The 25132-nt window shown below is 70.7% G+C and carries 25 protein-coding genes and 1 tRNA gene; 8 read left to right on the top strand and 18 right to left on the bottom strand.

Translation table 11 applies throughout. The features are described 5' to 3' along the window. The first annotated feature begins 294 nt into the window (after nucleotides 1–294). A complete protein-coding gene (locus tag ACFWA7_RS07825) occupies nucleotides 295–1590 on the top strand; it encodes an MFS transporter (protein WP_385539096.1) in 1296 nt (431 codons plus the stop codon). Here ACFWA7_RS07825 and ACFWA7_RS07820 read toward each other — a convergent pair. The 7 genes from ACFWA7_RS07820 to ACFWA7_RS07790 form a co-directional block, all read right to left on the bottom strand. Then, the gene (locus tag ACFWA7_RS07820; protein WP_385539098.1) at nucleotides 1527–2942 is read right to left on the bottom strand and encodes a TfuA-like protein; all 1416 of its coding nucleotides are present in this window, start codon (nucleotides 2940–2942) and stop codon (nucleotides 1527–1529) included. The two genes, ACFWA7_RS07825 and ACFWA7_RS07820, sit on opposite strands and share 64 nt — an antisense overlap. Beyond that, entirely contained in the window at nucleotides 2939–4102 is a 1164-nt protein-coding gene (locus ACFWA7_RS07815; RefSeq protein WP_385539100.1) for a YcaO-like family protein, read from the bottom strand. Before ACFWA7_RS07815 ends, ACFWA7_RS07820 begins: the two co-directional genes overlap by 4 nt. Before the next feature lie 145 nt (nucleotides 4103–4247). Then, nucleotides 4248–4448 carry a hypothetical protein gene (locus tag ACFWA7_RS07810; protein ID WP_385539102.1) on the bottom strand — a complete coding sequence of 67 codons (201 nt, stop codon included), beginning with the start codon at nucleotides 4446–4448 and terminating at the stop codon, nucleotides 4248–4250. A gap of 27 nt (nucleotides 4449–4475) precedes the next feature. After that, on the bottom strand, nucleotides 4476–5054 hold the full coding sequence (locus ACFWA7_RS07805) for a hypothetical protein (RefSeq protein WP_385539104.1): 579 nt from the start codon (nucleotides 5052–5054) through the stop codon (nucleotides 4476–4478). Nucleotides 5055–5095: 41 nt separating this feature from the next. After that, nucleotides 5096–5737, bottom strand: coding sequence for a hypothetical protein (locus ACFWA7_RS07800; RefSeq protein WP_385539106.1), 642 nt, complete (start codon nucleotides 5735–5737; stop codon nucleotides 5096–5098). A 193-nt stretch (nucleotides 5738–5930) separates the two neighbouring features. Beyond that, the gene (locus ACFWA7_RS07795) at nucleotides 5931–6128 is read right to left on the bottom strand and encodes a hypothetical protein (protein WP_385539108.1); all 198 of its coding nucleotides are present in this window, start codon (nucleotides 6126–6128) and stop codon (nucleotides 5931–5933) included. Next, nucleotides 6128–6442 carry a hypothetical protein gene (locus ACFWA7_RS07790; RefSeq protein WP_385539109.1) on the bottom strand — a complete coding sequence of 105 codons (315 nt, stop codon included), beginning with the start codon at nucleotides 6440–6442 and terminating at the stop codon, nucleotides 6128–6130. Before ACFWA7_RS07790 ends, ACFWA7_RS07795 begins: the two co-directional genes overlap by 1 nt. Before the next feature lie 221 nt (nucleotides 6443–6663). Here ACFWA7_RS07790 and ACFWA7_RS07785 point away from each other — a divergent pair, with 221 nt between their 5' ends. Beyond that, complete coding sequence (locus ACFWA7_RS07785) at nucleotides 6664–7995, top strand: hypothetical protein (RefSeq protein WP_385539111.1); 1332 nt, start codon at nucleotides 6664–6666, stop codon at nucleotides 7993–7995. A 193-nt stretch (nucleotides 7996–8188) separates the two neighbouring features. Here ACFWA7_RS07785 and ACFWA7_RS07780 read toward each other — a convergent pair whose 3' ends face one another. From ACFWA7_RS07780 to ACFWA7_RS07760, 5 genes are all read right to left on the bottom strand, one after another. Continuing rightward, a complete protein-coding gene (locus ACFWA7_RS07780) occupies nucleotides 8189–8584 on the bottom strand; it encodes a hypothetical protein (protein ID WP_385539113.1) in 396 nt (131 codons plus the stop codon). A gap of 62 nt (nucleotides 8585–8646) precedes the next feature. Then, the gene (locus tag ACFWA7_RS07775) at nucleotides 8647–10281 is read right to left on the bottom strand and encodes a relaxase/mobilization nuclease domain-containing protein (RefSeq protein ID WP_385539115.1); all 1635 of its coding nucleotides are present in this window, start codon (nucleotides 10279–10281) and stop codon (nucleotides 8647–8649) included. Continuing rightward, a complete protein-coding gene (locus tag ACFWA7_RS07770; RefSeq protein WP_385539117.1) occupies nucleotides 10278–10808 on the bottom strand; it encodes a plasmid mobilization protein in 531 nt (176 codons plus the stop codon). Before ACFWA7_RS07770 ends, ACFWA7_RS07775 begins: the two co-directional genes overlap by 4 nt. A 212-nt stretch (nucleotides 10809–11020) precedes the next feature. Continuing rightward, nucleotides 11021–12376: a hypothetical protein gene (locus ACFWA7_RS07765; RefSeq protein WP_385539119.1), complete on the bottom strand. Its 1356-nt coding sequence runs from the start codon at nucleotides 12374–12376 to the stop codon at nucleotides 11021–11023. A 265-nt stretch (nucleotides 12377–12641) separates the two neighbouring features. Further along, on the bottom strand, nucleotides 12642–14180 hold the full coding sequence (locus tag ACFWA7_RS07760; protein WP_385539121.1) for a DnaB-like helicase N-terminal domain-containing protein: 1539 nt from the start codon (nucleotides 14178–14180) through the stop codon (nucleotides 12642–12644). Between the two features lie 289 nt (nucleotides 14181–14469). Here ACFWA7_RS07760 and ACFWA7_RS07755 point away from each other — a divergent pair, with 289 nt between their 5' ends. From ACFWA7_RS07755 to ACFWA7_RS07745, 3 genes are all read left to right on the top strand, one after another. Beyond that, a complete protein-coding gene (locus ACFWA7_RS07755; RefSeq protein ID WP_385539123.1) occupies nucleotides 14470–14994 on the top strand; it encodes a helix-turn-helix domain-containing protein in 525 nt (174 codons plus the stop codon). A gap of 184 nt (nucleotides 14995–15178) precedes the next feature. Continuing rightward, entirely contained in the window at nucleotides 15179–15391 is a 213-nt protein-coding gene (locus ACFWA7_RS07750) for a helix-turn-helix domain-containing protein (RefSeq protein WP_385539125.1), read from the top strand. Further along, complete coding sequence (locus ACFWA7_RS07745; protein ID WP_385539127.1) at nucleotides 15391–16611, top strand: tyrosine-type recombinase/integrase; 1221 nt, start codon at nucleotides 15391–15393, stop codon at nucleotides 16609–16611. The genes ACFWA7_RS07750 and ACFWA7_RS07745 overlap by 1 nt, the downstream gene beginning before the upstream one ends. Nucleotides 16612–16729: 118 nt before the next feature. Here ACFWA7_RS07745 and ACFWA7_RS07740 read toward each other — a convergent pair whose 3' ends face one another. The 3 genes from ACFWA7_RS07740 to ACFWA7_RS07730 form a co-directional block, all read right to left on the bottom strand. Continuing rightward, nucleotides 16730–17206, bottom strand: coding sequence for a hypothetical protein (locus tag ACFWA7_RS07740; RefSeq protein WP_385539129.1), 477 nt, complete (start codon nucleotides 17204–17206; stop codon nucleotides 16730–16732). Nucleotides 17207–17213: 7 nt separating this feature from the next. Further along, a complete protein-coding gene (locus ACFWA7_RS07735; RefSeq protein ID WP_385539131.1) occupies nucleotides 17214–18002 on the bottom strand; it encodes a hypothetical protein in 789 nt (262 codons plus the stop codon). Between the two features lie 481 nt (nucleotides 18003–18483). Further along, nucleotides 18484–18557, bottom strand: a tRNA-Gly gene (locus tag ACFWA7_RS07730). A gap of 247 nt (nucleotides 18558–18804) precedes the next feature. Here ACFWA7_RS07730 and ACFWA7_RS07725 point away from each other — a divergent pair. The 3 genes from ACFWA7_RS07725 to ACFWA7_RS07715 all read left to right on the top strand — a co-directional run bounded on the left by ACFWA7_RS07725 (nucleotide 18805) and on the right by ACFWA7_RS07715 (nucleotide 20148). Then, entirely contained in the window at nucleotides 18805–18990 is a 186-nt protein-coding gene (locus tag ACFWA7_RS07725) for a hypothetical protein (protein WP_385539173.1), read from the top strand. A gap of 70 nt (nucleotides 18991–19060) precedes the next feature. Further along, a complete protein-coding gene (gene dcd / locus ACFWA7_RS07720) occupies nucleotides 19061–19636 on the top strand; it encodes a dCTP deaminase (RefSeq protein WP_371653573.1) in 576 nt (191 codons plus the stop codon). 14 nt (nucleotides 19637–19650) lie between these two features. After that, nucleotides 19651–20148, top strand: coding sequence for a phosphoribosyltransferase (locus tag ACFWA7_RS07715; protein WP_101392481.1), 498 nt, complete (start codon nucleotides 19651–19653; stop codon nucleotides 20146–20148). Nucleotides 20149–20222: 74 nt separating this feature from the next. Here the strand turns inward: ACFWA7_RS07715 and ACFWA7_RS07710 are convergent, their stop codons facing one another. The 3 genes from ACFWA7_RS07710 to ACFWA7_RS07700 all read right to left on the bottom strand — a co-directional run bounded on the left by ACFWA7_RS07710 (nucleotide 20223) and on the right by ACFWA7_RS07700 (nucleotide 24898). Next, nucleotides 20223–21173, bottom strand: coding sequence for a Yip1 family protein (locus ACFWA7_RS07710; RefSeq protein WP_385821603.1), 951 nt, complete (start codon nucleotides 21171–21173; stop codon nucleotides 20223–20225). A 125-nt stretch (nucleotides 21174–21298) separates the two neighbouring features. Then, entirely contained in the window at nucleotides 21299–22363 is a 1065-nt protein-coding gene (locus tag ACFWA7_RS07705; protein WP_385821601.1) for an FG-GAP repeat domain-containing protein, read from the bottom strand. 276 nt (nucleotides 22364–22639) lie between these two features. After that, nucleotides 22640–24898 carry a (Fe-S)-binding protein gene (locus tag ACFWA7_RS07700; protein WP_385539137.1) on the bottom strand — a complete coding sequence of 753 codons (2259 nt, stop codon included), beginning with the start codon at nucleotides 24896–24898 and terminating at the stop codon, nucleotides 22640–22642. Nucleotides 24899–25132 lie beyond the last annotated feature (234 nt).

Here is a 25132-nt window from a genome sequence, read left to right as displayed (position 1 = left end):
TCTGCACGGACAGCGACCCACTCAGTCGGGTGATCTCGAGCAGCGGGAACGACCCGGCGACGCGACGCCATGACCGGCGGTAGTTCGGGGGAACAGACCGTGGCGGTGGCCTGACGGAGGCTGAGAGGAACGTGGGTTCTCGGCCATCCTCGTGAAACCTCAGCTGCCGATGCAGCGACGGGTGGCGGTTGTGTTCGTCTGGGACACACGATCTTCGAGTTGTCCTAGGGTTGGGCGGGTTCCCGGTGGCGGTCTGCTGCTGGGGATTTCGTCTTTCCGGGGCGGAGAAGGATCTTGCGGTTCGTACGACAGCCCTCGCGACGCGGTACCACCGACCGGTCCATCCGCCTGCGCGATGCTGTCGCCCCACTCGGTGTGCGGCAGTTCCGGCTCCACTTCGCCGCGCGTCTTTTGTCGTGGACCGGGTCGGCCGTCGCCCCGATCGCGCTCGCGTTCGCGACCCTTCACCTGGGCGGTGGCGCGGGGAGTCTCGGGTTGGTCCTGGCGGCCGGGATGGGCCCGCAGATCTTGTTGTTGCTGGTGGGCGGGGTGGTCGCGGACCGGTGGTCCAGGGCCCGCGTGATGTTGTGGACGAACGTGGTGTCGGCGGCGGCCGAGGGCCTGGCCGCGCTGCTGCTGTGGTTCGGGTCTGCCACGGTGTGGCACTTGGTGGTCATGTCGGCGGTGTGCGGGGCCGCGTCGGCGTTCTTCACCCCGGCCGCCGGAGGCGTCGTGGTCGAGGTCGTCCCCAAGCCGTGGCGGCACTCGGCGAACGCTTTGCTGAAGATCGGGCAGAACACCGTGAAGGTCGCGGGCCCTGCGCTGGGCGGTGTCCTGGTAGCCGTTGTCGGCCCGGCCTGGGTGATCGGCTGGGACGCGGCCACGTTCGCGGCGGCAGCATTCTTGTGCGCGCGGATAGACCTCAACACGACCCGGGTGAAGGTCCGTACCGGGTTCCTGGCCGACCTGCGCGAGGGCTGGGCGGACTTCCGCTCCCGGCGCTGGCTGTGGGTCATGGTCGTCCAGGCGTCCGTGGTGGTGCCGGTGTGGCTGGTCGGCTATCAGCTGCTCGGCCCGGTCTACGGCCTGGAGGTTCTGGGCGGCGCTGCGCCGTGGGGCTGGGTCGTCTCCGGGTTCACCGCTGGGCTGGTGGCCGGGGCCGCGCTCGCGCTGCTGTGGAAGCCCCGTCTGGTCGGGGTGGTGGTGTGCCTGGGTACCGGCTCGCTGGGCCTGCCGCTGGCCGCGATGGCGGCCACCGCCCCGCTGCCGGCCTTGGTCGCCGGCACGGTGGCGGCCGGTACGGGGTTGGCGGTCAGCATGACCTCGTGGGCCTCTCTGGTCCAGGAACGTGTTCCTGCCCAGAAGTTGAGCCGGACGATGTCGTACTCGACGCTGGGCCAGATCCTCCCGGTCCCGGTCGGCTACCTGATGGCCGGTCCGCTCTCACGGCACCTGGGGCTGCGGCCGACCCTCGCCGCCGGGGCCGTGGTGATCGCGGCAGCGGCGGTCGTGCCGCTGGCCATCGGTCAGGTTCGGCGGCTGTCGCTGGCAGACGAGGTGGCCCCGGCTGTGGAGACGGCGGCCAGGTAGTACGCGCGGGCAACTTCCACGGCCCCCGCGAAGTCCCGGAAGGCCCGGTCGCGCGCCGCCGCGTCCCGCTCCGCCTGGTCGGCGCTCGGCGGGAGCTTCCACTGCTCGGCGAGGTGTCGGGAGATCCGGCCGGTGTCCAGGTGGGCGATGGAGTGCCGGGCGTCGGCCGCCTCGGCCCGCGCGTTCATCTTGAACGCGGCTGTCACGGCCGCCGCCGCGGCCACCGGGTCACCGAGGAGGCCGGCGGCTTCTTGCCAGGTGGAGGGCCACACGGCCCAGGCGCCGTCCCAGCGGGCGCAGCGGACCATGATCCGTGTCAGGGCGTCCGCACGGGTGAGGTCTCGTTGTTCGGCCGGAGTGAGCCAGAACGCCAGTTGCTCGGGCCTCATGTCGGCGGTGTTGACGCCGCAGGCGTTGGCGACCGCGAGGGCGCCCGCCTTCGGCGTCGCGGGCCGCCCGGCGATCGCGGCAAGGACACGGTGGCGCCAACGGGCCGGGAAGCCGGGGTCGTAGAGCTGCTGGTGGTTCAGGGCCGCGAGCAGTGGCATCCGGCCCGGTCCGGGCCGGAACGCGGCGTCCCAGTACCGCACGAAGCTCGTCACCCACGGCTGCGCCCTCCAGCCGTCGGCGTCCACCGAGCTGGTCCGTTCGGTCGCGCTATCGATGGTGGCGTGCAGTATCTGGCGGGCCCAGGTGCTGGCGGTGACCTGGCCGGGGTCGGCGGCGATCAGAGCGAGTGCCTGTTCGGCGTCCTCACGTTTCAGGTCGTACGGGTGGGTGCGCCGCCACCGGTCCAGGCGGCCGAGCGCGTCCGCCAGGGCCTCGTCCTGGGCGGCAGCGCGGTCGAGCATGGCCCAGGTGCGGCGGGCGTACGGGATGTCGCGGGCGAGCCGCAGCAGCTTCACCGCCTCGGCGTTGGTGACCTGCTGGTCGGCGTGGGCGCGCTCCAGTGCGGCCCGCACGTTGACCAGAGCCACCGTCAGCGCTCGACCGTCGCTGTCCTGGAGGACGGCCACCTCGTCGTCGGCATCCAGGGCGCCGGTCCGGTAGTCGTCGAAGATCCGGCCGACGCCGGTCATCCCGTACGCGGCGAGTTCAGCGGCTCGGAGCGCGCCCATGCTGGCAGCGCCGATCACGCGTACGCCGTCGGCCAGCAGTGCCAAGACCTCCTTGTGCCTGACCGGTGCGCTCTGGTGCCAAAGTCCGTCGATGATCAGCACCGTGTCGCCTGCTGCCGGGTCGAGACGGAAGAGATCACCGTGGCGTACGGGCGGGTGCACGACGGCGTGCGGGCACAGCTCGCGGATGCGGGAGGGGGGCAGGGTGGGGCCAGCGAAGACGTGGACGCTCATGCCGCGACTCCCGGGCCGCCGGGGCGGGCGATGGTGTGGCGAGAGTCGTACCGCAGGTGCGGCGCGAGGATCTTGACGACGGTGAACTCCTCACGCGCGTAAGGCCCGTGAGTGAGGTCGACGACCAAGGGCGGTATACCGGTGACGGTGGTGACGGCGGTGGCCAGGTGCGCGGCCTCCACGTCGTCCTCGTCGAACGCGGCCTCGTACCGTTGGGTGACCGCCGCCCATGCCACCGTCTCGCCCGAGGTAGGGGCGGGGCCCTTGTGCGGGGCGGGCCGGTAGACGGTCGGCGGGGTGTCCTCGCGCGATCCGGTGATGTGGGTGAGCCGCGACTGTGCGGCCTCGGTGATCGCCCGGGACAGGGCGATGCGCGGGTCCAGATGGGCGCCGGAGCCGGAGACCAGGAGCGCGGGCTGGTCCTCGCGCCAGAGGTAGCAGACCGCCACGGGCACCCGGAACCGGTTGGGCAGGTGCCATAGCTCCGTCCAGACCCCGGCTGCCGACAGCCGGTCGATCAGCTCCGCGCAGTGCGGATCGTCGATGCTCTCCGCGTCGAGTCGTTCGGCACCCGATGGGAGGTCGCTGAGGACGTCCCGCTCGATGATCTCGCACAGACCGTGTGCCATCGCCTCCGCGCGAGTGTTGCCGGAGGCGAGGCCGTTGGTGGAAGCGCTGGGCAGGTGCAGCCGCCACTCGCGGTGCGTCTCCCGTCCGAGCGTGACGCAGGCGGCGGGTACCGGCACCGGGGTGCCGTCCACGGTGCACTCGGCGGTGATCCAGTCCAGGCGGGTCCGGTCGGTCACCAGATGGCCGGGGTGCAGCTCCAGCGCCGTCACCGGATACGGCAGCCCCATCTCCCGCGCCGGGACACGGATCGCCGAGGCCGCGGGAACGGCGTGCTCGGCGTGCCATGCCTCGATGGCTTCCATGGCACCGGAGACGCGGGCCGCGTCCAGGCTCGCTCCCTTGCCCTGCGCGACCGACAGCGTGCGGGCGAGCGGGCGTACAGCCATGGTCACCGGGATACCGAGATCGTCCAGGCCGGTCACGTCCGCGACCCGCGTGATCCCGTAGGCGGGGAGCAACGGGTGGAGGGCTTGCCAGGTCTGGGCGGGGTGACGGGTGCGGTGTGTGCCGTTGAAGTAGACCTTGTGCACGGGGACCCTCCTGGTCAAGGTGGCGTGGAGCACGCGCGCCGGCCAGGTGCTCTTGAGTACCTGTCGCGGCGAGGTGGTGTGACGGCGCCCGGCCGCCGAACCCCGAGGAGGGCGGGCGGCCGGGCGCGTTGATACCCGGATCCGGTCAGACGGTCGCGAGAGCGGGCTGCTCGTACACGTGGGTGTCAGGGAACGCGGAGTCCGGCACGGCCGGGTCGCCGCCGACGTTCTGCGGCAGCGAGCCCTCGGCGTGCAGCTCGGCCACGAACTCGGCCGGGTCCACCACCAGCGTCTCCGCCGGGCTGACAGGCTCGGTCGGCGTCTCCGGGTTGATCTCTACGGGCATGGTTCCTCCTTCGATCGAGAGAGGCTGCTACGCCGAGAGGTCGGCGAAGCAGATGGTGATCAGCACCTCGCGCGACACGGGGCCGAGCGGGGTACGCCAGTGGGGGATGCGACGCCCGTCGAATCCCGTGAGCTGCCGCGAAAGGATCGGGAATCCGTCCCCGCAGGTGGGGAACGGAGTGTCGGCGAACTGCTCGGCGACTTGGTCGCTGGTCAGCCAGCGCAGGCGCGGCAGCCAGCCCATGGGGGCCAGGCCCTCCCGGAGTCCGCACGAGAACGTGATGTCGCACTTTCCGTCGTCGCGGTGTACGTGCATGAAGTCGCCGGGACCGTAGAACTTGAACCCGAAGCGGATCGGCGTCATCCGGCCCCGGCCCGTGGCCTCGCCCGCAATCTCGGCCAGGCCCTTGGACAGGGCCAGTTCCTTCAGGGCCGCCCCGCCGGGGTGGACGGTGCAGCGCTGCGGCGAGGTGATCGAACCGTCCCGCATCACCAGCAGACCCGGCCGCTGGTTGTGCCGCACGACAGCGTGCTCCCGGCACTGCCCGGCTTCCACGGCGAGGTCGTCCCACAATCCCGGCTCGACGACGTCGGCCGGAACGTCCACCCTGCCTTCCGCCAACCACGCCTGACGTAGCATCGCTGACCTCACAGGTCGAGGTAGGAGAACGTCGCCAGCAGACCCAGCTCCCCGGGGTACGGGGGCCGCCAATGGGGGACGTTGTAGCCGGCGAATGCCCGCAGCGAGCCGCCGCCGAACTCGTGGTCGAGGGTCTGGAAGTCGTCACTTTCCGGGCACAGCCCGTGGTCGGCACAAAGCCGGGCGAGGATGTCGGGGTGGGCGTCGCGCAATTTCGGTGCCCACCCCATCGGCGGTAAGCGCTCGGTGAGCGCGACGCCGACGGTCACCGAGGCCCGGACGCTGTCGAAGTGGACGCCCTGGAAGTCGCCCTTGCGGTAGACGACGACCGCGCCGCCGCGCGGCACCAGCCGGGGCAGGCCGGTGGCCTCGCGTACCGCCGCCCACAGCGTCTTGTCGTAGGCCAGAGCCTCCAGGACCGGCCCGGCCGGCACGAACGCGCAGTGGAACGGCGCCGCGAAGCTCCCGTCGCGGTGGGCGCTCATCTCGTCCCGTACGTGCGGGGTCGCCAGGCCGATCCGGTCGTGGGCCTCCTTCACCAGTTCCTCGAACCGGCCTGGCCTCAGGGCATCGGGGACGAGGACGGTTCCGGTCTCCTCCCACGCCGTGCGGGCCGCCGAACGTTCGATGACGGGCTGTCCGGTATCCATGCTGATCTCCTGTTCCACGAAGGGGCATCGCCGGGTTCAAGGGGCCGTCCCCGCCCCGCAGCCCGAGCCGATGGGCGCGGCGGGGCGGGAACGGCGGGGCGGCCGGGCAGGGGCCGCCCGCGCCGCCCGCAAGGGCGGCGGTCTGTGCTCCGGCACCCGGCGGCACATCCCCAGGGCCGGGCGCCGGAGCGGTCTAGGTGTCGGTGCCGCCGCCACCGTCCGGGGCGGGGATCACATCCGGCACGGTCACAGCGGTCCGTCCGCTGGACACGTCATGGCGCAGCTCCTGATCGGCGGAGAGGCCGACCAGCACGAGCCCGGTGAGGATCGCGCCCCACCAGCCGACAGCGGCCACCACGTCGCCGTCGACCTGTAACCGGTGGCGGCCCATCACCGGCCCCTCATCGAGCGGGCGGCCTCGCGAGCCCGGATGGCCCGGTCCAACCTCGCGGACGTCGCGTACATCTGGGGCGGGTTCAGGACCAGTTCGGCCCGCTGGGTGTTGCCGTCGCCGAGCACGACGTCCACCCCGATCCGGGCCCGCTCCGCCTCGTGGTCGTAGGCGATGTCCCGCTCCAGCAAGACCACCATGCTCACCGGTACCCGCGAGGCCAGGGCCGAGGTGCCCTGGCGTGCCTGGCTGGTGCCGGCGCTTTCGGTCGCCTTCGGCAGGATGCTGGTTCTTCCTGTTCCTGCGGAGTGCATCGCGGGGTCACCGGCTCTCGGTTTCGGGGCGGCCGAACTCGGCAACGAGGGGTTTTTCGGCCGCCAGCCAACGGGAAGCCCGGATCTCGACGTTCGACGTCGCGTAGACCGGGCAAGCACGTTCAGTTAAGGACGGCACGAGCGGCGCGGTAACCCCATGTAAGGGGCCCCCACGATGGGTACATTCCGTGGGGGCAGCGCCGCCAACCGAGGGGGTCTGCATGGCACTTCGAAATCCGCCGGGAGCACTGCCCGCAGCCCTGCGACGCGACCCCCGCTTCACCGAGGCCCTGGCCCGGCGCGACATCAGTACGGTCTTCGCCCTGGCCCACACCGAGGGCGAGATCAGCTTCAACAAGATCAGCGAAGCGTGCGGCATCCGCGCCGAACGGGTCAGTCAGATCGCTCGCGGAATCGCCGACGTCACTTCCCTGCCGGTTCTGGAGCGGATCGCGGACGGACTGAGAATCCCGGGCGCGGACTTAGGCTTGGCCGCAAGGCCATGGGAGGCCGGGAACCCGGTAACTCCCGTAAGAGATTCTGGAGATGGAGACGATCCGATGAAGCGCCGCGATGTGATGCGCGGCGCGCTCGCTGCCGGTCTGGCAGGTACCGGGCTCGCCGCTTTAACGTCCACCCGTACCGACATCGACGCCGCCCTTGCCGCCGACCACACCCATCCCGATCTCGGTTACTGGGAGTCGACCGCCGAGCGGTACGGCTACGGCTATCACGGCCAGGCCCCGGCCGACGTCCTGGCGAACCTCCAGGATGACCTGGAGGAGATGAAGCCCCTCCTCTTCCAGGCCCAGACCGACAAGAGCCGCAGCCAGCTGTGCCACGTCACCGGCCAGATGGCGGGCATGCTCGCGATCGTCCTGCACGACCTCGGCAACCACCGCGAGGCCCACCGCTGGTTCGCCACCGCCGGAAGGGCCGCCCAGCAGTCCGGAGACCAGCTCCTGCACGCCTGGGTCCTGGGCCGCGAGGCCATGGTGCCGCTGAACTACGGCGCCCCGGCCGCCGCCGCGAAACTCGCCGACCAGGCCCGGCACCTGGCCGGGGAAACCCCCAGCGCGGCCGCCGCCCTCGCAGCCGCCGTTGCCGCACGGGCATACGCGATCGGTGGCGACCGCGACAAGGCCCTCGGCGCTGTCACGGATGTCGAGCGCCTCGCCGACCGGCTCAGCCCCCAGCAGCGCGCGGACACCTGGTTCGGCTATCCGATGCAAAAGCATCAGGTCCACATGAGCCAGGCTCTGACCCACTTGGGAGAGACCCGCCGCGCGTACGAAGCACAGGCCGCTGGCCTGCAACTTTCGCGAGCGCCATCGCTGATGACACGGGCGCTGATCGCGATCGACCAGGCGTCCTGCCTCGTTCATGACGGCGACCGGGAAGCCGCTGCTCACGTCGCCACACAGGCTTACGGCGGCCTCCCGGCTTCCTATCGAAATGGACTCACCCAAACCCGCGCCCTGGCCCTGTGCCACGCACTCCCGGACGACACCCCCGGCCGTGACGTCCTGGCCGAACTCTTGAACGTCGCCTGACCGAGAGAACAGGGAGCGCGGCTGTCGGCCAGGTGTACTCGTGCACCTGGGCGGCGGGCGGCTTGAGTGAGCAGGGTGGCGGGGCGTGGACGGCGATCTGGGTGTCGGTGAGGGTGCTGGGCGGTGGACGGAGTTCTGATGTCCCCTCGTGCGCTCGGGGTTTGTGGTGGGTCCGCCGCTGGCGTCTGGCCGATCAGTCCTCTCCATGTTCGGCGAGGTATTCGAGGGTGTCTTCGGCGGTGACGATGGGGAGCAGGCGTTCGTATTCGGTGTAGTCCGCGTCGGTCATGATGGCGACGGCGTCGCTGACCACGGAGCCTTCGGGGAGCGTGGCGAGGTACTTCATGACCAGGTCGATGAAGACCTGCCGTTTCGCGTCGACGTCGCGCACCCAGTCGGCCTCACGCCGCAGGTGTGCTAGCCCGGCTGACTGCTCTTCCGGGGTGATGGTGTTGAGCAGGGTGTGCTCGGGGCGGGTGAAGGGGCGTCCGTCGCGGTGGTAGGGGCGCTGGGGGTCGTCGAGGTGGCCGTACCAGTCCACGTCGGTGAAGAGGACGACGACGTCGGGGCGGATGGAGGGCTGGGGCATGGGCGGTTCCTTGTGCGGTGTCGGGTGATCGGTTCGGGCTTGTGAGTGCTGCCGGACTGTGGTCAGCGATGGGTGCGGCGCGTGCTGGGCTGTGGTGCCGGCGAGGGCGCCCGGGGTGTGGGGCGGGGTGTCTGGGTCTGCTGAGCGGTCTGTTGGATGCGCCAGGTGAGGAGGCGTGCGGGGTGTCGGGCGTCGTCGAGGGGGCGCTGGTCGGCGGCCTTGCGCAGGGCTTCGGTGGGGTCTTGGCCTTCTGCGTCGGTCCGCGCGAGCGTCGCCGCGAGGGCGTGCCAGTCGGGCGTGGCGAGGATTTTCTCGGCGTGCTCGGGAAGGGCGACGCGGACGGCGTGTTCGTAGCGGAGCTGGGTGGTGGTGCTGGTGGGGGCCATCTGCGTGAGGGTGGCCAGGGGGGTGGTGGCGGCGTGGTCCGCGGCGGCTTGGAGGTGGGTGAGGGTTTCGCGGGCTGCGGTGACCTGCTGGTCGTGGCGTTGCAGGGCGTGCCATCGGATGGTGGCGGTGACGGCGAGGACGATCGTGTCGAGGAGCAGGGCCAGGAGGGTGCCGTCCGGGTGGTGGGGTGGTGGGGTGCGGAGCATGTCCTTGACGGCTCCGCGCAGCCAGGCGGCGTGCTGGTGGTGGGCGCGGATACGGGAGCGGGAGGCGCGTTCGAAGGCGGCGGCTGCCCGGCGTAGGTCTTCCCTGTAGGGGGTGGGGGCGAGCAGGGGCAGGGCGTCGAGGGTCTCGGCCAGTGCGGTGATGTGGGCCTGCGCGATGGGCGCGTCGTCGTGGATGAGGGCGTGCGGGATCTGCTCGGCGGCGGCCAGGACGCTCTGCCAGGGGCGGCTGGTCCTGGTGGTGGCGGTCAGCCGGTCGCGGATCTTGGGCCAGGACAGGTCGGGGGCCAGTGCGGAGCCGGAGAACCAGACGGGCTCCTGCTGAGCGTTGGTGTCGCCGGCGAGGGCGATCGTGTAGCCCCGTACGTCGCCGGAGGGGAAGTGCTTGACGTCGACGAGGACGCTGTCGGTGCCCTCCAGGATGTGGATGAACTCCTCGGTGCTGGTGGCGGCGGCCACAGCGGTACGCACCGTGGTCCGCAGGCGTTCGCGGGCGGTCCGGTCGTGGCCGCCGCGCTTGGCCTTCTCCTGCTCGGCGCGGGTGGGGCGCTTGGCGGCGGTCCGGTCGCCGCGTACGACCTGGTGGAGTCCGTATTCCTTCTCGATGGCGGCGAGTTCGCGGTCGGCGGTGAGGTAGTCGTTCCAGTGCCGTGCTGTGCGCAGGTCTGCCCGGACCTTGGTGGCGGCGATGTGGATGTGGTCGGGCGCGTGGCGCACCGCGACCCAGCGGCAGCCGTCGGGGTCGTCTGCGGGGGTGATGCCGGTTGTGGCGACGACGCGGCGGGCGATGTCGGCCCACTCCTGGTCGCTGAGGTGGCGGTCGGTTTCGGCGGCGCGGATCGAGCAGTGCCACACGTGCTGCTCGGGGGCGCGGCCGAGGCGCTGGGCCTGCTTGAGATGCAGGTCGAGGTCGGCCACCAGAAGCTTCTTGGCCATGTCGAAGTCGTCGGCGCGTCCGGGGTCGGGGGCGAACCCATCCCAAGAGGCCACGAGGTGGGGGTCGGTGTGGTCCTTGGCCTTCTTGGTGTCGTACAGGTAGCGGATGAGGCCGGCGGTGCTCTTGCCGCTGCTGATCTTCGCGATCATCGGCCCGCCTTGTGGCTGACAGCCTGGTTCGCGGCTGCCGCGATCTGCCTGACGGCGGTGCCGACGGCGTTCAGGGTGCGGTCGGTCTGGGCCAGCAGGGTGCTGTCCCCATGCTGTGGATGGCCGCCGGAGTTGAGTTTCTTGGCGATCTGGTTGACGTTGTGGCCGATGGCGGCGACCTGCTGGCGCAGGGCGTTGAGCTCGTCGATGTAGTCGTCCAGCTCGGTGCGCTGGCCGGACAGGGTGAAGTCGCCTTGGACGTGGCCCAGGGCGAGGGCGGCGACGTAGTAGGCGCCACTGACGTTCAGCGACCGGGCCTTGGTGACGATGGCGGCCTTCTCCTCGTCGCTGTAGCGGGCATCGACACGCTCCTTGCGCCGACCGTTCGGGTCGGGCTTGCGGCGGCGGGCGACGCGGTGCAGGGCGGCTGCGTCGGCGGCACGCGGCAGTGGGACAGCAGCGGCGGGATCGGTGGCGACGGGCTGTTCCTCTGCGGGCACCTCCTGGTGCCCGCCTGCCTCCGCCACCCCCGGGGCGGAGGCTTCCCTGTGGGACCGGCCTGTGGACGGTCCAGCGGCATACCTTGCTGACGCGGTCGGGGCTGGGGCTGCAGTCATCTCCTGCTGTTCGGTGGGCAGTTCGTGGCGTGAGTCGCGCATGGGGTCTCCGTGCTAGTTGTGCCTTGTGGGGGAGTTGCCGAGCCGAGCGGCCATGGGGGCCTTCGGCGGCGCTGCGGGGCTCAGCGGCGGGCGGTGGCCTTCAGCTCGGCCTTGATCTCGCGGACGATGGCGCCCGCTTCGTCGCTGGAGACGGTGTAGCCGTCGGCGCGCACGGTCTCCTCCAAGAGGTCGCGGGACAGGCGTCCGGTCTCGTCGAGGAGGCGGAGGGCGTAGGCCCGGAGGGTCTCCGTGGTGGCGCGGGGTTTGCGGCCCGCCCGCTTCGCGGTCATCGCGGTGCTCTTGCTCGGTTCTGCACCGGAGCCGCCGCCCGGGACTGGCCCGCTGCCTGCGAGCACCGGAGCCTTCGGTTCCGGGCGGGCTGTTGGTTCCCGGGCAGAGCGGGCGTTGAGGTTCGGGCGGACGCGCTGCGGGCGGACGGCCCAGTGGGGTTCCTCATCGCCCGGCTCCGATGGGTGCGGGCGGGCTCCCTCGTCCTCCCGCCCGCCAGGGACCGCCCGTTCCCCGACGCCCGCCCAGTGACGGTCATGCGGCACGGCGGACGTACTGGGGGCCTGCGGGGCGGGCGTGGTCCAGCGGGGAGCCAGGTCGATGATGGCCAGGGCGGCGGCCTGGCGGCGGGTGGCGAGCTGGCGCAGCAACTGCTCGTCCAGGCGCGGGTCGGCGTCGATGCCGGAGCGGGCGAGGGCTTTGGACAGGCGGCGCACGGCGCGTCGGCCCGCCCGCCCGGCGCGCTGTTCGGGCGTCATCTCGGCGAGGCGGGCGGCGAGGGCGACGGCCCGAAGCATGGCCCGTTCACGGATGATCTGGGCGGCGCCCTGGTCCTGCTCGACGATGCCCAGCCGGGCGAGGAGGCGTTCGCGGGCTTGGCGGGCAAGGACGGCGGCGAGTCCACGGGAGGCGGCGTCGGGCGTGGCCTGACGCAGTTCGATGCCCATGGCCAGGTGCCACAGCACAGCCGCCATGACCGGGCCGGTGAAGGCGCGCATGGTGCCGCCGACGGGGCCGGACTCGGCGTAGGCGGGGATCGCCTGCATAGTGGTGATCACCCAGACCAGGACCCCGGGCAGGCCGGCGGCTCGCCGGGGACCGTGGAGGTTTTGGCGTGCCATCAGGGCCATGGCGAACAGGGCGAGCTCGGCAGCGGCGAACATCGCCGTGCGCTCGGCGGTGTTGCGCATGTCGAGGTGGTGGGCGGCGAACCGCCAGCTGGTGTCCGCGCTGTACGCGGTGCACACCAGTGCCGCGACCGTGGCGGCGACGACTGCCGCTGAGCCGCGCCGCTGCCGCTCGGGGCTCTGGCGCTGACTGCGCTTGGCGAGCGGGCGGGCCAGCAGCGCGCACAGCGCGAGGGCCAGGATGGCGATAGGCAGGACAGTGCCTCCCGTGTAGGGGAAGGCAGCGGCCGCATGGGGCATGTGGGAACTCCGGGGCAGGGGACGGTGGAGAGGTGACTGGGGAGGGCGATCACGGCGTTCACGGAGGGGGCGTACACGCGAGCCCCCTTCTAAAGGGGGGCTCGCGCGTGAACGCTGGGGTGCGTGTACGGCGTGGACGGTCGCGTGAACGCCTGACCTGCGGTTTCGCGGTGACCGTGTACGCGTTGGGGGCGGCGTGGGCCGGGTCTCGCATGAGGGGTGCGTGTACGCCCCCGTGTACGGTCCGAACGCCTGGCGCGGGAGGTTAGGAGACGGCGCCGATGTGGCGGGCCGAGGCGTGGTAGCGGGTCTGCTGGCCGCCTCCGTTGCCGCCTGCGGTTCCCTCGGCCTTGACCGCGAGTCCGGCCTTCACGAGGCGGTCCAGGGTGCGCCTGGCCTTCTCGATGGCGGAGCGGTCGGGGTCGGCCTCGCGGCTCTGGATGACGGCGAGTTCGCGGACGGTCAGCCCGTCGGGGCGCTTGCGCAGGAGCTCGACCGGATCCAGCTCGGGGTCGACCGTCGAGATGCCGCGCTCGTGGTCGTGGATGACCTGGAGGGGGCCGATCTCGCCGGTCGGGCACTTGAGGTGGTGGACGGTGACGGCGAGGGCGCCGGCCTTGCCCGCGACGAACAGGACGCTGCCCGCGCCGGAGGTGATCCACGTGGAGCCGTAGACGCGGTCGAGCGTGGGGTTCGCGGCGTGCGGGGCGCCCTCGGCGGCCTTGCGCTGGTGGTGCAGCTCCATGACCTCGACGCCGTCGCGGATGGCTCGCTGGCGGGCGTTGTTATAGGCGCTGGCCAGAGCGTCGTCCACCAGGGTGCTCACCGCGTCCTTGAGGCTGTCGATCACGATGGTGTCGGCCTGGTGGGCGGCGGCGAGGTCGGCCAGGAGATCGGGCTCCTTGTCCAAGGTGGCGGGCAGCGGGCCCTGCCAGACGACGAGCCCGTCGCGCAGACGCCTCTCGTGCCTGGGCGCGATGCCCCGGGCCAGGGCGCGGGCGATCTGCTGGGGCCGGTCCATGGCCAGGTAGAGCACGCGCTTGCCCGGCGCTACCGGCATGCCCAGCACACGCTCACCCAGACCGAGGCGGGCGAGAATCACCTGGTGGGCCAGGGTCGTCTTGCCGACGCCCGGGGCCCCGACGATCATCAGGCTCTCGCCGGAGGCCCAGGCGGTCTCGTCTCGGGTTCCCCACAGCGGCTCTTTGTCGGCACCCGTCTTGGTGACGAACTCCCACCCGTCGGTGATGTAGCGGGAGAGCCGTCCGGTACCGGAGGCCAGGGCCCGTTCGCGCTCGGCGCGGACCTCCGACTCGACCTCGCTGCGGATCAGGTCGGGGTCGGCGCCCGGCTCCATCGCGCGCTGCACGGTGCGTATACCGGAGGCGCGCAGGCGCCGCAGGTCTGACGCCTTCCGTACGATCTCGGCGTAGTAGACGGCGCCGCTGACCGAGGGGGTGGCGCTGGCGAGCTGGTGGACGTACAGCTTGCCGCCGACTCGGTCCAGGTCGCCTTGCGCGCGAAGCCGGTCGCACAGGACGACGGCGTCGGTGGGCTTGTCCTCGCTGCGCAGCCCGAGGACCGTGCGCCAGATCGCCTCGTGGGCCGGGCGGTAGAAATCCGGTCCGTCGAGCAGGTTGCGTACGGCGTCGATGACGGCCGCGTCGTGCATACAGGCGCCGAGCACGGCGGCCTCGGCGTCCACGTCGTGCGGCGGTATCGCGGTGGTGTCGGCCGGTGAAGGCGGGTGGCCGTGTGCGGAGGGGTGTGGCGCGTTCGGATGGGGGTCGGTCATACTGGGCATCAGCTCCTCTGTTCGCGGGTCATATGGGACGGCAATCCCGGCCACGCGGGTCGATCGCTAGGGATGGCGGTTGTGAGGTTTGCGCTTGAGCCCCTCGGTGCCACTGGCACTGAGGGGCTTTTTCTATGCCGCCTGTGGGGTGGGCGGGCTCGTTGGGGCTGCCGGGGGTCGCATAACCATGCCACACGATTGCCGATTGCAGCAATCCCCTGCGTATCGCAGAACGTGTGGTACTGTTTTGGGGTCGCTGCAAATGGCAGTGGTTCCCTACCGGAGGAAGGGGGTGGGTATGGCAGACGAAGACGCTCCCCAGGGCATCCTGCTCAGCGGCGAGAAGAACGTCGCGGTCCGCATCAAGCTGGAACGCGAAGCGCGCGGCTGGAGCACCAACGCGCTGTCCGACCGCCTGAATGAGGCCGGCTTCGAGATGAACCCGTCCGCGGTCTGGCGCATCGAGAACCGAAAGCGCCGCATCAACCTCGACGAGGCCATTGGCTTCGCCGAGGTCTTCGGCATCGACCTGCGCAACCTCGTCGGCCCGCCGCAGCTCGCCGCCCAGGCCCGAGCGATGGAACTGATCGACGCGGTCGTCGACACGTTCCGCGAGCGCCAGCGCGCCGCCGCCGCCCACACGCAGGCCACCGACGACCTGGATGCCTACCTCGCCGAACACCCCGACATCCGCGAGGAAGCCGACGTGATGGTCTCCAACGCCATCGCCGCCGAGGCCACCCAGCACCTGCTGGAGACGTACGGGCCGCCGCCCGGCCGACACCCGGACGCCGAACAGGGCGACGCCGCCCACCCGGCGTAGCTCCGGCAACGGCCCATCCGCAGAAGCGGGCCACTCAACACAACCGCCATCCCACGTGATCGACCCGGCAGGTCGGCATTGCCGTGCCACACGCCTGCCAGACGAGGACCTCACTTGCGCCGAGAGGCCATACCCCCTGCCCTCCACCAGCACCTCCTTCACTGCGCGAAGGAGGTGATCACCCATGGCTGACCGTCTCCTCAGCGTCGCCGAGGCAGCTGAACGCCTCGGCGTCGGCGAGCGCTTCATCCGCCGCCTCGTCTCCGAGCGCCGCATCCGGTACGTCAAGGTCGGCAAGCACGTCCGCATCGCCGACAGCGTCCTGGCCGCGTACATAGAGGAGCGGACGGTCGAGCCGGTCCGCACCCGGCGCTCCCGCTACGGCAGGGCGGCCTAGTGGGGCGTCCGCGCCAGAAGGCGCCGCGCCGCAGCTTCGGCGCGATACGCAAGCTGCCCTCCGGCCGCTACCAGGCCCGCTACCCCGGCACTGACGGGATCCTCCGCCCGGCCCCGGAGACGTACGAGACGAAGAAGGACGCCGAGGTCTTCCTCTCGCAGATGCAGGCCGACCAGTCGCGCGGCGACTGGCTTGACCCGACCGCAGGCGAGGTGCTGTTCGCCGACTACGCCAAGCGCTGGATCGACGAGCGTGGGATCGCGCCCACGACGGAGGAGCTGTACCGCCGCCTGCTGCGGCTCCACCTCGCCCCGACGTTCGGGCAGCAGTACGTCAACGTCATCAGCCCTGCCAAGGTCCGCACCTGGCGGGCTGAGCGTCTCCAGGCCACGGGCAAGACACAGGTGGCCAAGGCGTACCGGCTGCTGAAGGCCATCATGGAGACGGCCGTCGACGACGACATGATCCGCCGCAACCCTTGCAAGATCCGCGGGGCGGGCAAGGAGGAAGCGGACGAGCGCCCGGTCGCCTCGGTCGAGCAGGTCTTCGCCGTCGCCGAGGCGATCGGCATCCGCTGGCGGCTCATGGTCCTCCTCGGCGCGTTCGCCTCGATGCGCCCGGAGGAGCTGGCCGAGCTGCGGCGCAAGGACATCGCTCCGGATGGCAGCTCCCTATGGGTGCGCCGGGCCGCCCCCGAGCTGAACGTCGGCCGCCGCGTGATCGGCGACCCCAAGTCCCGCGCGGGGAAACGGGAGATCGCGCTGCCCGGCTTCATGCACCTGGACGTGCGCCGCCACCTCGACTGGTTCGCCGAGGCGAGTCCCGAGGGTCTGGTGTTCGTCGGCGAGCGCGGGGCCCGGCTGCGCGGCACGACCTTCGGCCGCAAGTGGCGCAAGGCCCGCGACCAGGTCGGCCTGCCCGAGGGCTTCCGCTTCTACGACCTGCGGCACACCGGCAACACGATCGCCGCTGACACGGGCGCGAAGATGAAGGACCTGATGGTCCGCGCCGGCCACTCCTCGGAGCGGGCCCAGCTGATCTACCAGCACTCGACGCGCAAGCACCAACGCAAGCTCGCCGGAGCCATCGATGTCGATGTGCGTCGCCAACGCGCGGAAGCGGAGGCGGCTGAGCGCGCGGGGGACGAAGGGGCGACCGTCCACCCCCTCGTCCCGCGCGCACGCGACACAACCGACGACTCTGTCGTGCGGGAGGCATGAGTACCCGCAGGGCTGGTCGGGCGCCCCGCTGGTCCCGCCCTGCGGCGTGTCCCCTGACGACCTTCGTCCAGAGATGATTCGGGTCGGCTCGGAGCCGCGCCGTGGCGGGGCCGGCGTGTCAGGCGATCGGGAGCAGCACCTGTTCGGGGCGGGCGGGGCAGACCCAGGCCGCGCTGTCGTCCACGGCAGCAGCAGACATCGGGTGTGGGTGCCCTGGACACGGCGGCAGGGCCTGGCCATGTGTCAGCTCGACGGCCCAGTCCTGCAGCCGGTCAGCCAGGAGCACCAGAGCTTCGACGTCCTCCACGTCCGGTGGCAGGTGGACCCGCGTCGACTCATCGGCGGCGGACACCAGCACATGGACACCGTCGTCCAGGGGCGGCTCATCGTCGAGCGGCCCTGGCCCTGACTGCACGGCAAGCCAGGAGCTGTACGCCCCCGCAGGGAAGGGCGCAGTAGCGGCAGGCCCGTGTTCCCTCGTGACGGCTGTCGGGTCGTATCCAACGGTCACGACCGAGATCTCGCACCGGCCCGCCAGGCCGAGACGGTCCAAGATCGCCTCGGCCTGACGGGTCACCAGCTCAGTGGGACGCATGCGGAAATCATCCACGAAGCGGGACGACGCCGCCCGCGAAGGTGAGCGTGCCCCGGCCGGTGCGGCCACCGATCCTGACGGAGAAGGTCATGTAGTCCTGGTAGTCCACCGCATCCCACGCGTTGACCTTGCCCATGGTCCCGTGGAACAGGTACGACGAGCCGACCGTATGCGGGCTGTTCGCGGGCTGGCTCTTCCTGTTCTTCCACCAGCGCAGACCGGTCTCCCGGACCGGACTGCTGATGATCGCCCGTACCGCCGGGGAGATCTTGTATCCCCAGTTGATGTTGTTGTAGGCGCAGTTGTGGCGGGCCATGAAGGTGCCGCGTGCGTCGCTCCAACTACGGTTGTCGTAGCACTTGAGGACGGACCGGCCACCTCCGCCGCCGGGGTCGACACGCATCGGGGTAGCGGTATCGTCCGCTGCTTCCGGAGTGTCCTGAGAGGCGTTGTCGGCCGAGAGGACGCTCAACTCCTCTGCCGAAAGTGTGCCCGCCGGTTCGGGAGTCGAGGCGACGTCCACGACGTCGTTGAACTTCGCCAGCTCGTCGGCCACCTGCTCGTCGGACATCACCGGGGTGTCGTCGCTGTGAGGGCGGTCCTCCGGTGCCTGCTTGTCGAGGACGATGGTCAGCTTGGCTGTGGCGTTGCCAGTGTCCGAGATGACGATCGGATCGTCGGATTCCGGCGCTCCCTCGGCATGGGCGGCGGACAGGGGCCCGAGGGCCATCGAGCTCAGTGCGAGTGCGAGCGTGGCGGCGGCACGTCCGGTCAATAACTTGCTGCGGCGTCCCATGCGAATCCTCCCCGAAGCGGGCAGTCGGCCAGTCCCCCGAGCCGGGGGAAGTGGATGTCCAACAGCCCGGTTCGGTGAACTTAGCTGCGGGCAGGGTTCGTTGGGCCTCTGTGACGAGCCCGCGTGCCAATCGAGCGTTCTCTGTTACAAGGCCGCAGCAATCCGGCCGCGGCTGTCCGAGAGGTGTGACAGGTGCGGCGCCGGGACCGATACTCGCCCCTCCTGGCGCGGTGACGTTCTTGTCGTCGCACATGAAGGCACTTCGCGCCTGCACACAACCATCCGTCCGCCGCGTGAGTGGTGCAGGTCACACAAAATGCGTCTCAGGATTCGAGACGATTCGGCGGCGCACCTTCATGAAGGGGCTTGCGTCGCTCAATTCGGGGCGGTAATCGGCCCCTTATGGCACGCGAATGGCACGCGCCCCAGAAATGGTCTAGACAACAAACAAACCCCAGGTCGACGACCTGGGGTTTCTCTATGGAGCGAGTGACGGGAATCGAACCCGCGCTCTGAGCTTGGGAAGCTCATGTTCTACCATTAAACTACACTCGCGCAACGATTCCCCGAAGGGGCCTCGTATCGTTGCTCACCCTACCCCATGCCGACCCCCAGGCGTATCCGCCCGGGGGTCGCTCGCGTTCCGCGTGGCGGGATTCGGGTGCCGGGGGCGGGAGTTGGGGCGTACGGTGCAGGGGGTCCAGGTGGGCGGGCGCGTCGTCGGAGTGCCGCCTGGAGTGCCGTCCCGTTCATCCCTTAATGTGGTGGTTTCTCCGTCCATGCTTGTTGTTGGGGAAGGGACTTGAGCCACTTGATGGACTCGCTGGAGCGCACCGTCGTGCGCTGTGCCGAGGGGCACGTCTTCACCACCGATTCGTTCCCGATGCAGCAGCTCGGGGCCGAGCGGATCGGGCCCGGCCGGCTGCTCCGGTGCCCCCGCTGCGCCCGCCTCCGGCACGCCGTCCCGGTGGGCGGCGAGCACCAGTAGCCGGTACGCGGTGGCGCGCGCGGGTCTGTCCGATTACGGCAGCCCCGCGCACCCTGCGTATCCTCGGGACGTGCTTCTCTCAGACAAGGACATCCGGGCCGAGATCGACGCGGGTCGCGTCCGTATCGATCCGTACGACGAATCCATGGTCCAGCCATCCAGCATTGATGTGCGGCTCGACCGCTATTTCCGGGTGTTCGAGAATCACCGGTACCCGCACATCGACCCCGCTGTCGAGCAGGCGGACCTCACCAGGCTCGTCGAGCCGGACGGTGACGAGCCCTTCATCCTGCACCCGGGCGAGTTCGTGCTCGCCTCGACCTACGAGGTCATCTCCCTCCCCGACGACCTCGCCTCCCGCCTGGAGGGCAAGAGCTCGCTCGGGCGGCTCGGACTGGTCACGCACTCCACGGCCGGTTTCATCGACCCGGGCTTCTCCGGGCACGTGACGCTGGAGCTCTCGAACCTCGCGACCCTCCCGATCAAGCTGTGGCCGGGCATGAAGATCGGGCAGCTGTGCCTGTTCCGGCTGACCTCGTCCGCCGAGTCGCCGTACGGGTCGGAGCGGTCCGGGTCCCGGTACCAGGGCCAGCGCGGACCGACCGCCTCGCGGTCGTACCTCAATTTCCATCGGACCCAGGTGTGAGCGGCAGCGAGAACATGAGCGACGTACGAGAGAACCTCACCTACGAGAAGTTCGGGGGCGCCATCCGCGACCTCGCGCAGACCATCGCGGACGACGGCTACGAGCCCGACATCGTCGTCTCCATCGCCCGCGGCGGCGTCTTCGTCGCCGGCGGCCTGGCGTACGCCCTGGACTGCAAGAACATCCACCTGGTGAACGTGGAGTTCTACACGGGCGTGGGGACCACCCTGGAGATGCCCGTCATGCTCGCGCCCGTCCCCAACGCGATCGACTTCTCCGGTAAGAAGGTCCTGATCACGGACGACGTCGCCGACACCGGCAAGACCCTCAAGCTCGTCCACGACTTCTGCGTCGACCACGTCGCCGAGGTCCGCAGCGCCGTGATCTACGAGAAGTCGCACTCGCTGGTGAAGTGCGAGTACGTGTGGAAGCGCACCGACGAGTGGATCAACTTCCCGTGGAGCGTCGAGCCGCCCGTCGTACGCCGCGAGGGGCAGGTTCTGGACGCGTAGGACGCGGACGGGGTACGGGGAGGGGCCCGGGGTTCATGTGAACCCCGGGCCCCTTTCGCGTATCCGCCCGCCCGCTAGATCGTGCCCAGCTTGATCAGGCTCAGCAGCGCCACCAGCTGGATCGCGCTCGCCCCCAGCGCCCTCGGCCAGGGCAGGTCGTGGGACTTGCTCACCATCGACGTGAACAGCGCGCCCGCCGCCAGCCAGGTCGCCCAGCCGATCACCTGGACCAGGCCGTTGTCGCCGCCCAGGAACAGGGCGAGCAGCAGCCGGGGCGCGTCCGTGAGGGACATGATCAGCATGGAGAGGCCGACGGTCGGCTGCCAGGAGCCGTCACCGCCGAGCTGGCGCGCCATCGTGTGCGTCACCGAGCCGAGGATCATGCCGCCGGCGACGAAGACCACGCCGGTCATGAGGACCACCGGCACGGCCTTGCTGAGCGTCGTGTTGATGACCTCGGCGCGGGCCTTGTCGAAGCCGAAGATCGCCAGCAGGCCGTAGAGGAACGTGATGGTGAGCGCCGGGCCCCACACGGGGTAGTCGCGCATCTGCCAGAACGTCGGTCCCGGCCGCATCACCATGCCGTTGAGCAGTTCCTTCCAGCGCAGCCGGGGGCCGGACGGCGGCGCCGTGGCGGCACCGGCGCGATAGGTCGCCCCCGAGCCGTACGGGTCCTCGCCGATGCTGAAGGCCTGGGTGTGGCCCGGGTTGTTGGCGTACGGGTCCTGGGCGGGCGCGTACCCCTGCGGCATGCCCTGGCCGTACGGCTGCGGGCCCTGACCCTGGCCGTATCCGCCCTGGGGCTGCCCCTGGCCCTGGCCCTGCCCCTGGCCGTACGGATCGCCGAAGTACTCCGGCTCGCCCTGCTGCGGGTACGGCTGCTGCTGCCCGTACCCGTGCTGCTGCTGTGCGCGCTGCTGCTGGGGGCCGGGCCACTGCTGTCCTTGGCCGTGTCCCTGTCCCTGCTGCGGTTGCCGTCGCGGGTTCCGGTCGTCCCGGCCGCGCCCCATCCTGAATCCTGCCACGCTTTCGAACGTACCTGTTCTGACGGGTCGCCAAGCCGGGGCGGCGGGAACGGGCCGTCTTTGCGGCTGAGCTGTGACATCCCTCAGGGGGACCCGGAGGGGTCGTCAGCGGGGGTTGTACGGACTCAGCCCCAGCCCGCCGTCGTGAACCCGACCAGGGGCTTCGCCCGCACGCCGGCGCCCGCGCCCGCGTACACCGCCACCAGGTCCCGCGTCTCGCCCCGGTGGATGCGGACCGCCACATCGGGCACCTTGTCACCGGTGAAGTCCGCGACCTGGAGGACGTCCGTCACCGGGGCCGGGCCGCCGCCGGGGAGGCCGGTGGCGGGCAGCCTGGGCGGGCGCGCGGACGTGCCCAGGGCGTACGTATAGGTGCCGCCGGGCCGCACCGGGCCCCGCGGGCCGCCGAGGAGCAGCCGGGCCCGCGCGCCCGGCGCGTTCGACGTGCGCACCACCAGGTCGTCGTACCCGTCCCCGTTCGCGTCCGCCTTCGGCTCCGGCGCGGCCAGGACCGGGCCGCCCCCGGGCAGCGAGGCGCCCGCCGCGCGCGGGGCGCCGGTGCGGGCGAAGGGGCCGCGCAGGAAGCTGACGCGCCCGCCGGTCGCGGTGACCGCCAGGTCCATGGCCCCGTCGCCGTCGAAGTCGCCGCAGACGGGGTGGTCGGGCCAGTCGTTGCCGTACCGGGCCCGCTCGGGGATGCCGAGGACCACCGCGCGGCCGGTGAGGCCGCCGGGGCCGCCGAAGAGGACCTGGAGGGGCACGGGCGGGCGCCCGATGCCGTCGTAGGGCGGGTCGGTCGTGACGACCAGGTCGCCGAACCCGTCCCCGTCCAGGTCGCACGCCGCCTCGGCGTCGAACGTGGCGGGCGGCTTGCCGCCGACCGGGGCCGCGTTGCGGCGCGTGGTGAGGACCTGCCGGGCGGCCGGGTCGGGGGCGCCGGCGGGGCCCGTGCCGTAGACGACCGCGATGCCCGCGTCGTCGCCGTAGCTGTCGCCCTTGGCCAGGTCGTTCACGACGAGGTCGCGGTGGCCGTCGCCGTTGAAGTCGTACGGGACGTGGCTGCCGGGGCCGTGCGGTACGGGCCGGGGCGCGCCTCCGGCTCCGGCGGCGGCCGTGGTGGCGCGGGGCACCGGGTGGTGGGCGGACGCGGAGTCGCACCCCGCCACGCCCCACAGGGCTGCGGCGACCATTGCAGCCACTCCTGCCACGGCTTTACGGGTACGCACCGGCCTCATCACGCGCCACAGGATGCCGCATCGTGGGCCAAGGGTTGAGCGCTGGGTGGCTGCGGCCGGTGCCGCCGGGCTGGGGTCGCGCTGTTCCACCGGCGGGGGCAGCGGCGCTGACGTACGAGTACGGAAAACGGCTGTGGCCGGTCTGCCTCGGGGGCAGGACCGGCCACAGCCGTGTGTGTTGTTCTTCGACCGCGGGCCGCCCTGGGCTGGTCGCGCAGTTCCCCGCGCCCTTTAAGGGGCGACCGCCTCCGGGGCCGTTTCCTCGTCCGTCACCGGGTCGGCCGGGGTCTTGACCGAGTCGAGCAGCAGCTGCGCCACGTCCACGACCTGGACCGACTCCTTCGCCTGGCCGTCGTTCTTCTTGCCGTTGACCGAGTCGGTCAGCATGACGAGGCAGAACGGGCAGGCCGTGGAGACGATGTCGGGGTTGAGGGAAAGCGCTTCGTCAACACGCTCGTTGTTGATGCGCTTGCCGATCCGCTCCTCCATCCACATCCGCGCGCCACCGGCGCCGCAGCAGAAGCCGCGCTCCTTGTGGCGGTGCATCTCCTGCTGGCGCAGGCCCGGGACGGCCGACATGATCTCGCGCGGGGGCGTGTAGACCTTGTTGTGGCGGCCCAGGTAGCACGGGTCGTGGTAGGTGATCAGGCCGTCCACCGGCGTCACCGGGATCAGCTTGCCCTCGTCGATGAGGTGCTGGAGCAGCTGGGTGTGGTGGATGACCTCGTACTCGCCGCCGAGCTGCGGGTACTCGTTGGCGATCGTGTTGAAGCAGTGCGGGCAGGTCGCGACGATCTTCTTGGAAGCCTTCGGCTTCTTCGTCGACTCGTCCTCGTCATCCTCGCCGAACGCCATGTTCAGCATCGCCACGTTCTCCTGGCCGAGCTGCTGGAACAGCGGCTCGTTGCCCAGGCGGCGCGGGGAGTCGCCGGTGCACTTCTCGTCGCCGCCCATGATGGCGAACTTGACGCCCGCCATGTGCAGGAGCTCCGCGAAGGCCTTGGTGGTCTTCTTGGCGCGGTCCTCAAGGGCGCCGGCGCAGCCCACCCAGTACAGGTAGTCGACCTCGGACAGGTCCTCGACGTCCTTGCCGACGATCGGGACCTCGAAGTCGACCTCCTTGGTCCACTCGACGCGCTGCTTCTTGGCGAGCCCCCAGGGGTTGCCCTTCTTCTCCAGGTTCTTGAGCATCGTGCCCGCCTCGGACGGGAACGCGGACTCGATCATCACCTGGTAGCGGCGCATGTCGACGATGTGGTCGATGTGCTCGATGTCGACCGGGCACTGCTCGACACAGGCGCCGCAGGTGGTGCAGGACCACAGCACGTCCGGGTCGATGACGCCGTTCTCCTCGGCGGTGCCGATCAGCGGGCGCTCGGCCTCGGCGATGGCGGACGCCGGGACGTCCTTGAGGGCCTCCGCCGACGCCTTCTCGTTGCCCTCCATGTCCTTGCCGCCGCCCGCGAGCAGGTACGGCGCCTTGGCGTGCGCGTGGTCGCGCAGCGACATGATCAGGAGCTTGGGGGAGAGCGGCTTGCCGGTGTTCCAGGCGGGGCACTGCGACTGGCAGCGGCCGCACTCGGTGCAGGTGGAGAAGTCGAGGATGCCCTTCCAGGAGAAGTGCTCGATCTGGGAGACGCCGTAGACGTCGTCGTCGCCCGGGTCCTCGAAGTCGATCGGCTTGCCGCCGGAGGTCATCGGCTGGAGCGCGCCGAGGGCGACGTCGCCGTCGGCCTCGCGCTTGAACCAGATGTTGGGGAAGCCGAGGAAGCGGTGCCAGGCCACGCCCATGTCGGTCTTGAGGGAGACCGTGATCATCCAGATGAACGACGCCGCGATCTTGAGGCCCGCGACGGCGTAGGTGATGTTCTGGATCGCCGTCAGGCTCAGGCCCTTGAGGGCCAGGATCAGCGGGTACGAGGCGAAGAACCCGGGCTCGTAGCTGTCCACGTGGTGCTGGACGCCCTCCAGGGCGCGCAGCGTCATGATGCAGACGCCGACGATGAGGATGATCGTCTCGACGAAGTACGCCTGGCCGGTGTTGGAGCCCGCGAACCGGGACTTGCGGCCCGGCTTGTCGGCCTTGCTCAGCTGGCGGACGGTGATCAGCGTGAGGATGCCGAGCGTCGTCATCAGGCCGAGGAACTCGACGAAGATCTCGTACGGCAGCCAGTCGCCGATGACGGGGATCAGCCAGTCGGCCTGGAAGAGCTGGCCGATGGCGTTGACGATCGTCAGCAGCAGCGAGAAGAAGCCCACCGCCACGAACCAGTGCGCGACACCGACGATGCCCCAGCGGTTCATCCGGGTGTGGCCGAGGAACTCCTTGACCAGCGTCACGGTGCGCTGCACGGGTTCGTCGGTCCGGGTGCCCGCGGGCACCGGCTGGCCGAGCCGTACGAACCGGTAGATCTGCCAGACGGCACGGCCGAACAGCGCTACGCCGACCGCGATTAGGACCAGCGACACAACGATCGCGGCGAGTTGCATGTGGGGGCTCCTCGGGCCTGCCAGGGATTACTAAGCAGTAACTTATCGAGCTCGTCTGAGCGTACCCATTTATCCGGCGACGCTGTAGCCGCGCACGCGGTGATCTGTGTCGCTCAGGCCGACCTCAGTGACCGGCGTCGGTGACCGGCGTCGGTGACCGGCGCCGGGGACCAGGATCGGGGACCCGCGTCGGGGACCAGTGTCGGACAGGGTTCGGCACTTTTGAAATGTCCA

The organism is Streptomyces sp. NPDC059994 (assembly GCF_042737755.1).
Classification (GTDB): Bacteria; Actinomycetota; Actinomycetes; order Streptomycetales; family Streptomycetaceae; genus Streptomyces.
This window is presented reverse-complemented; position numbering and strand designations above follow the sequence as displayed.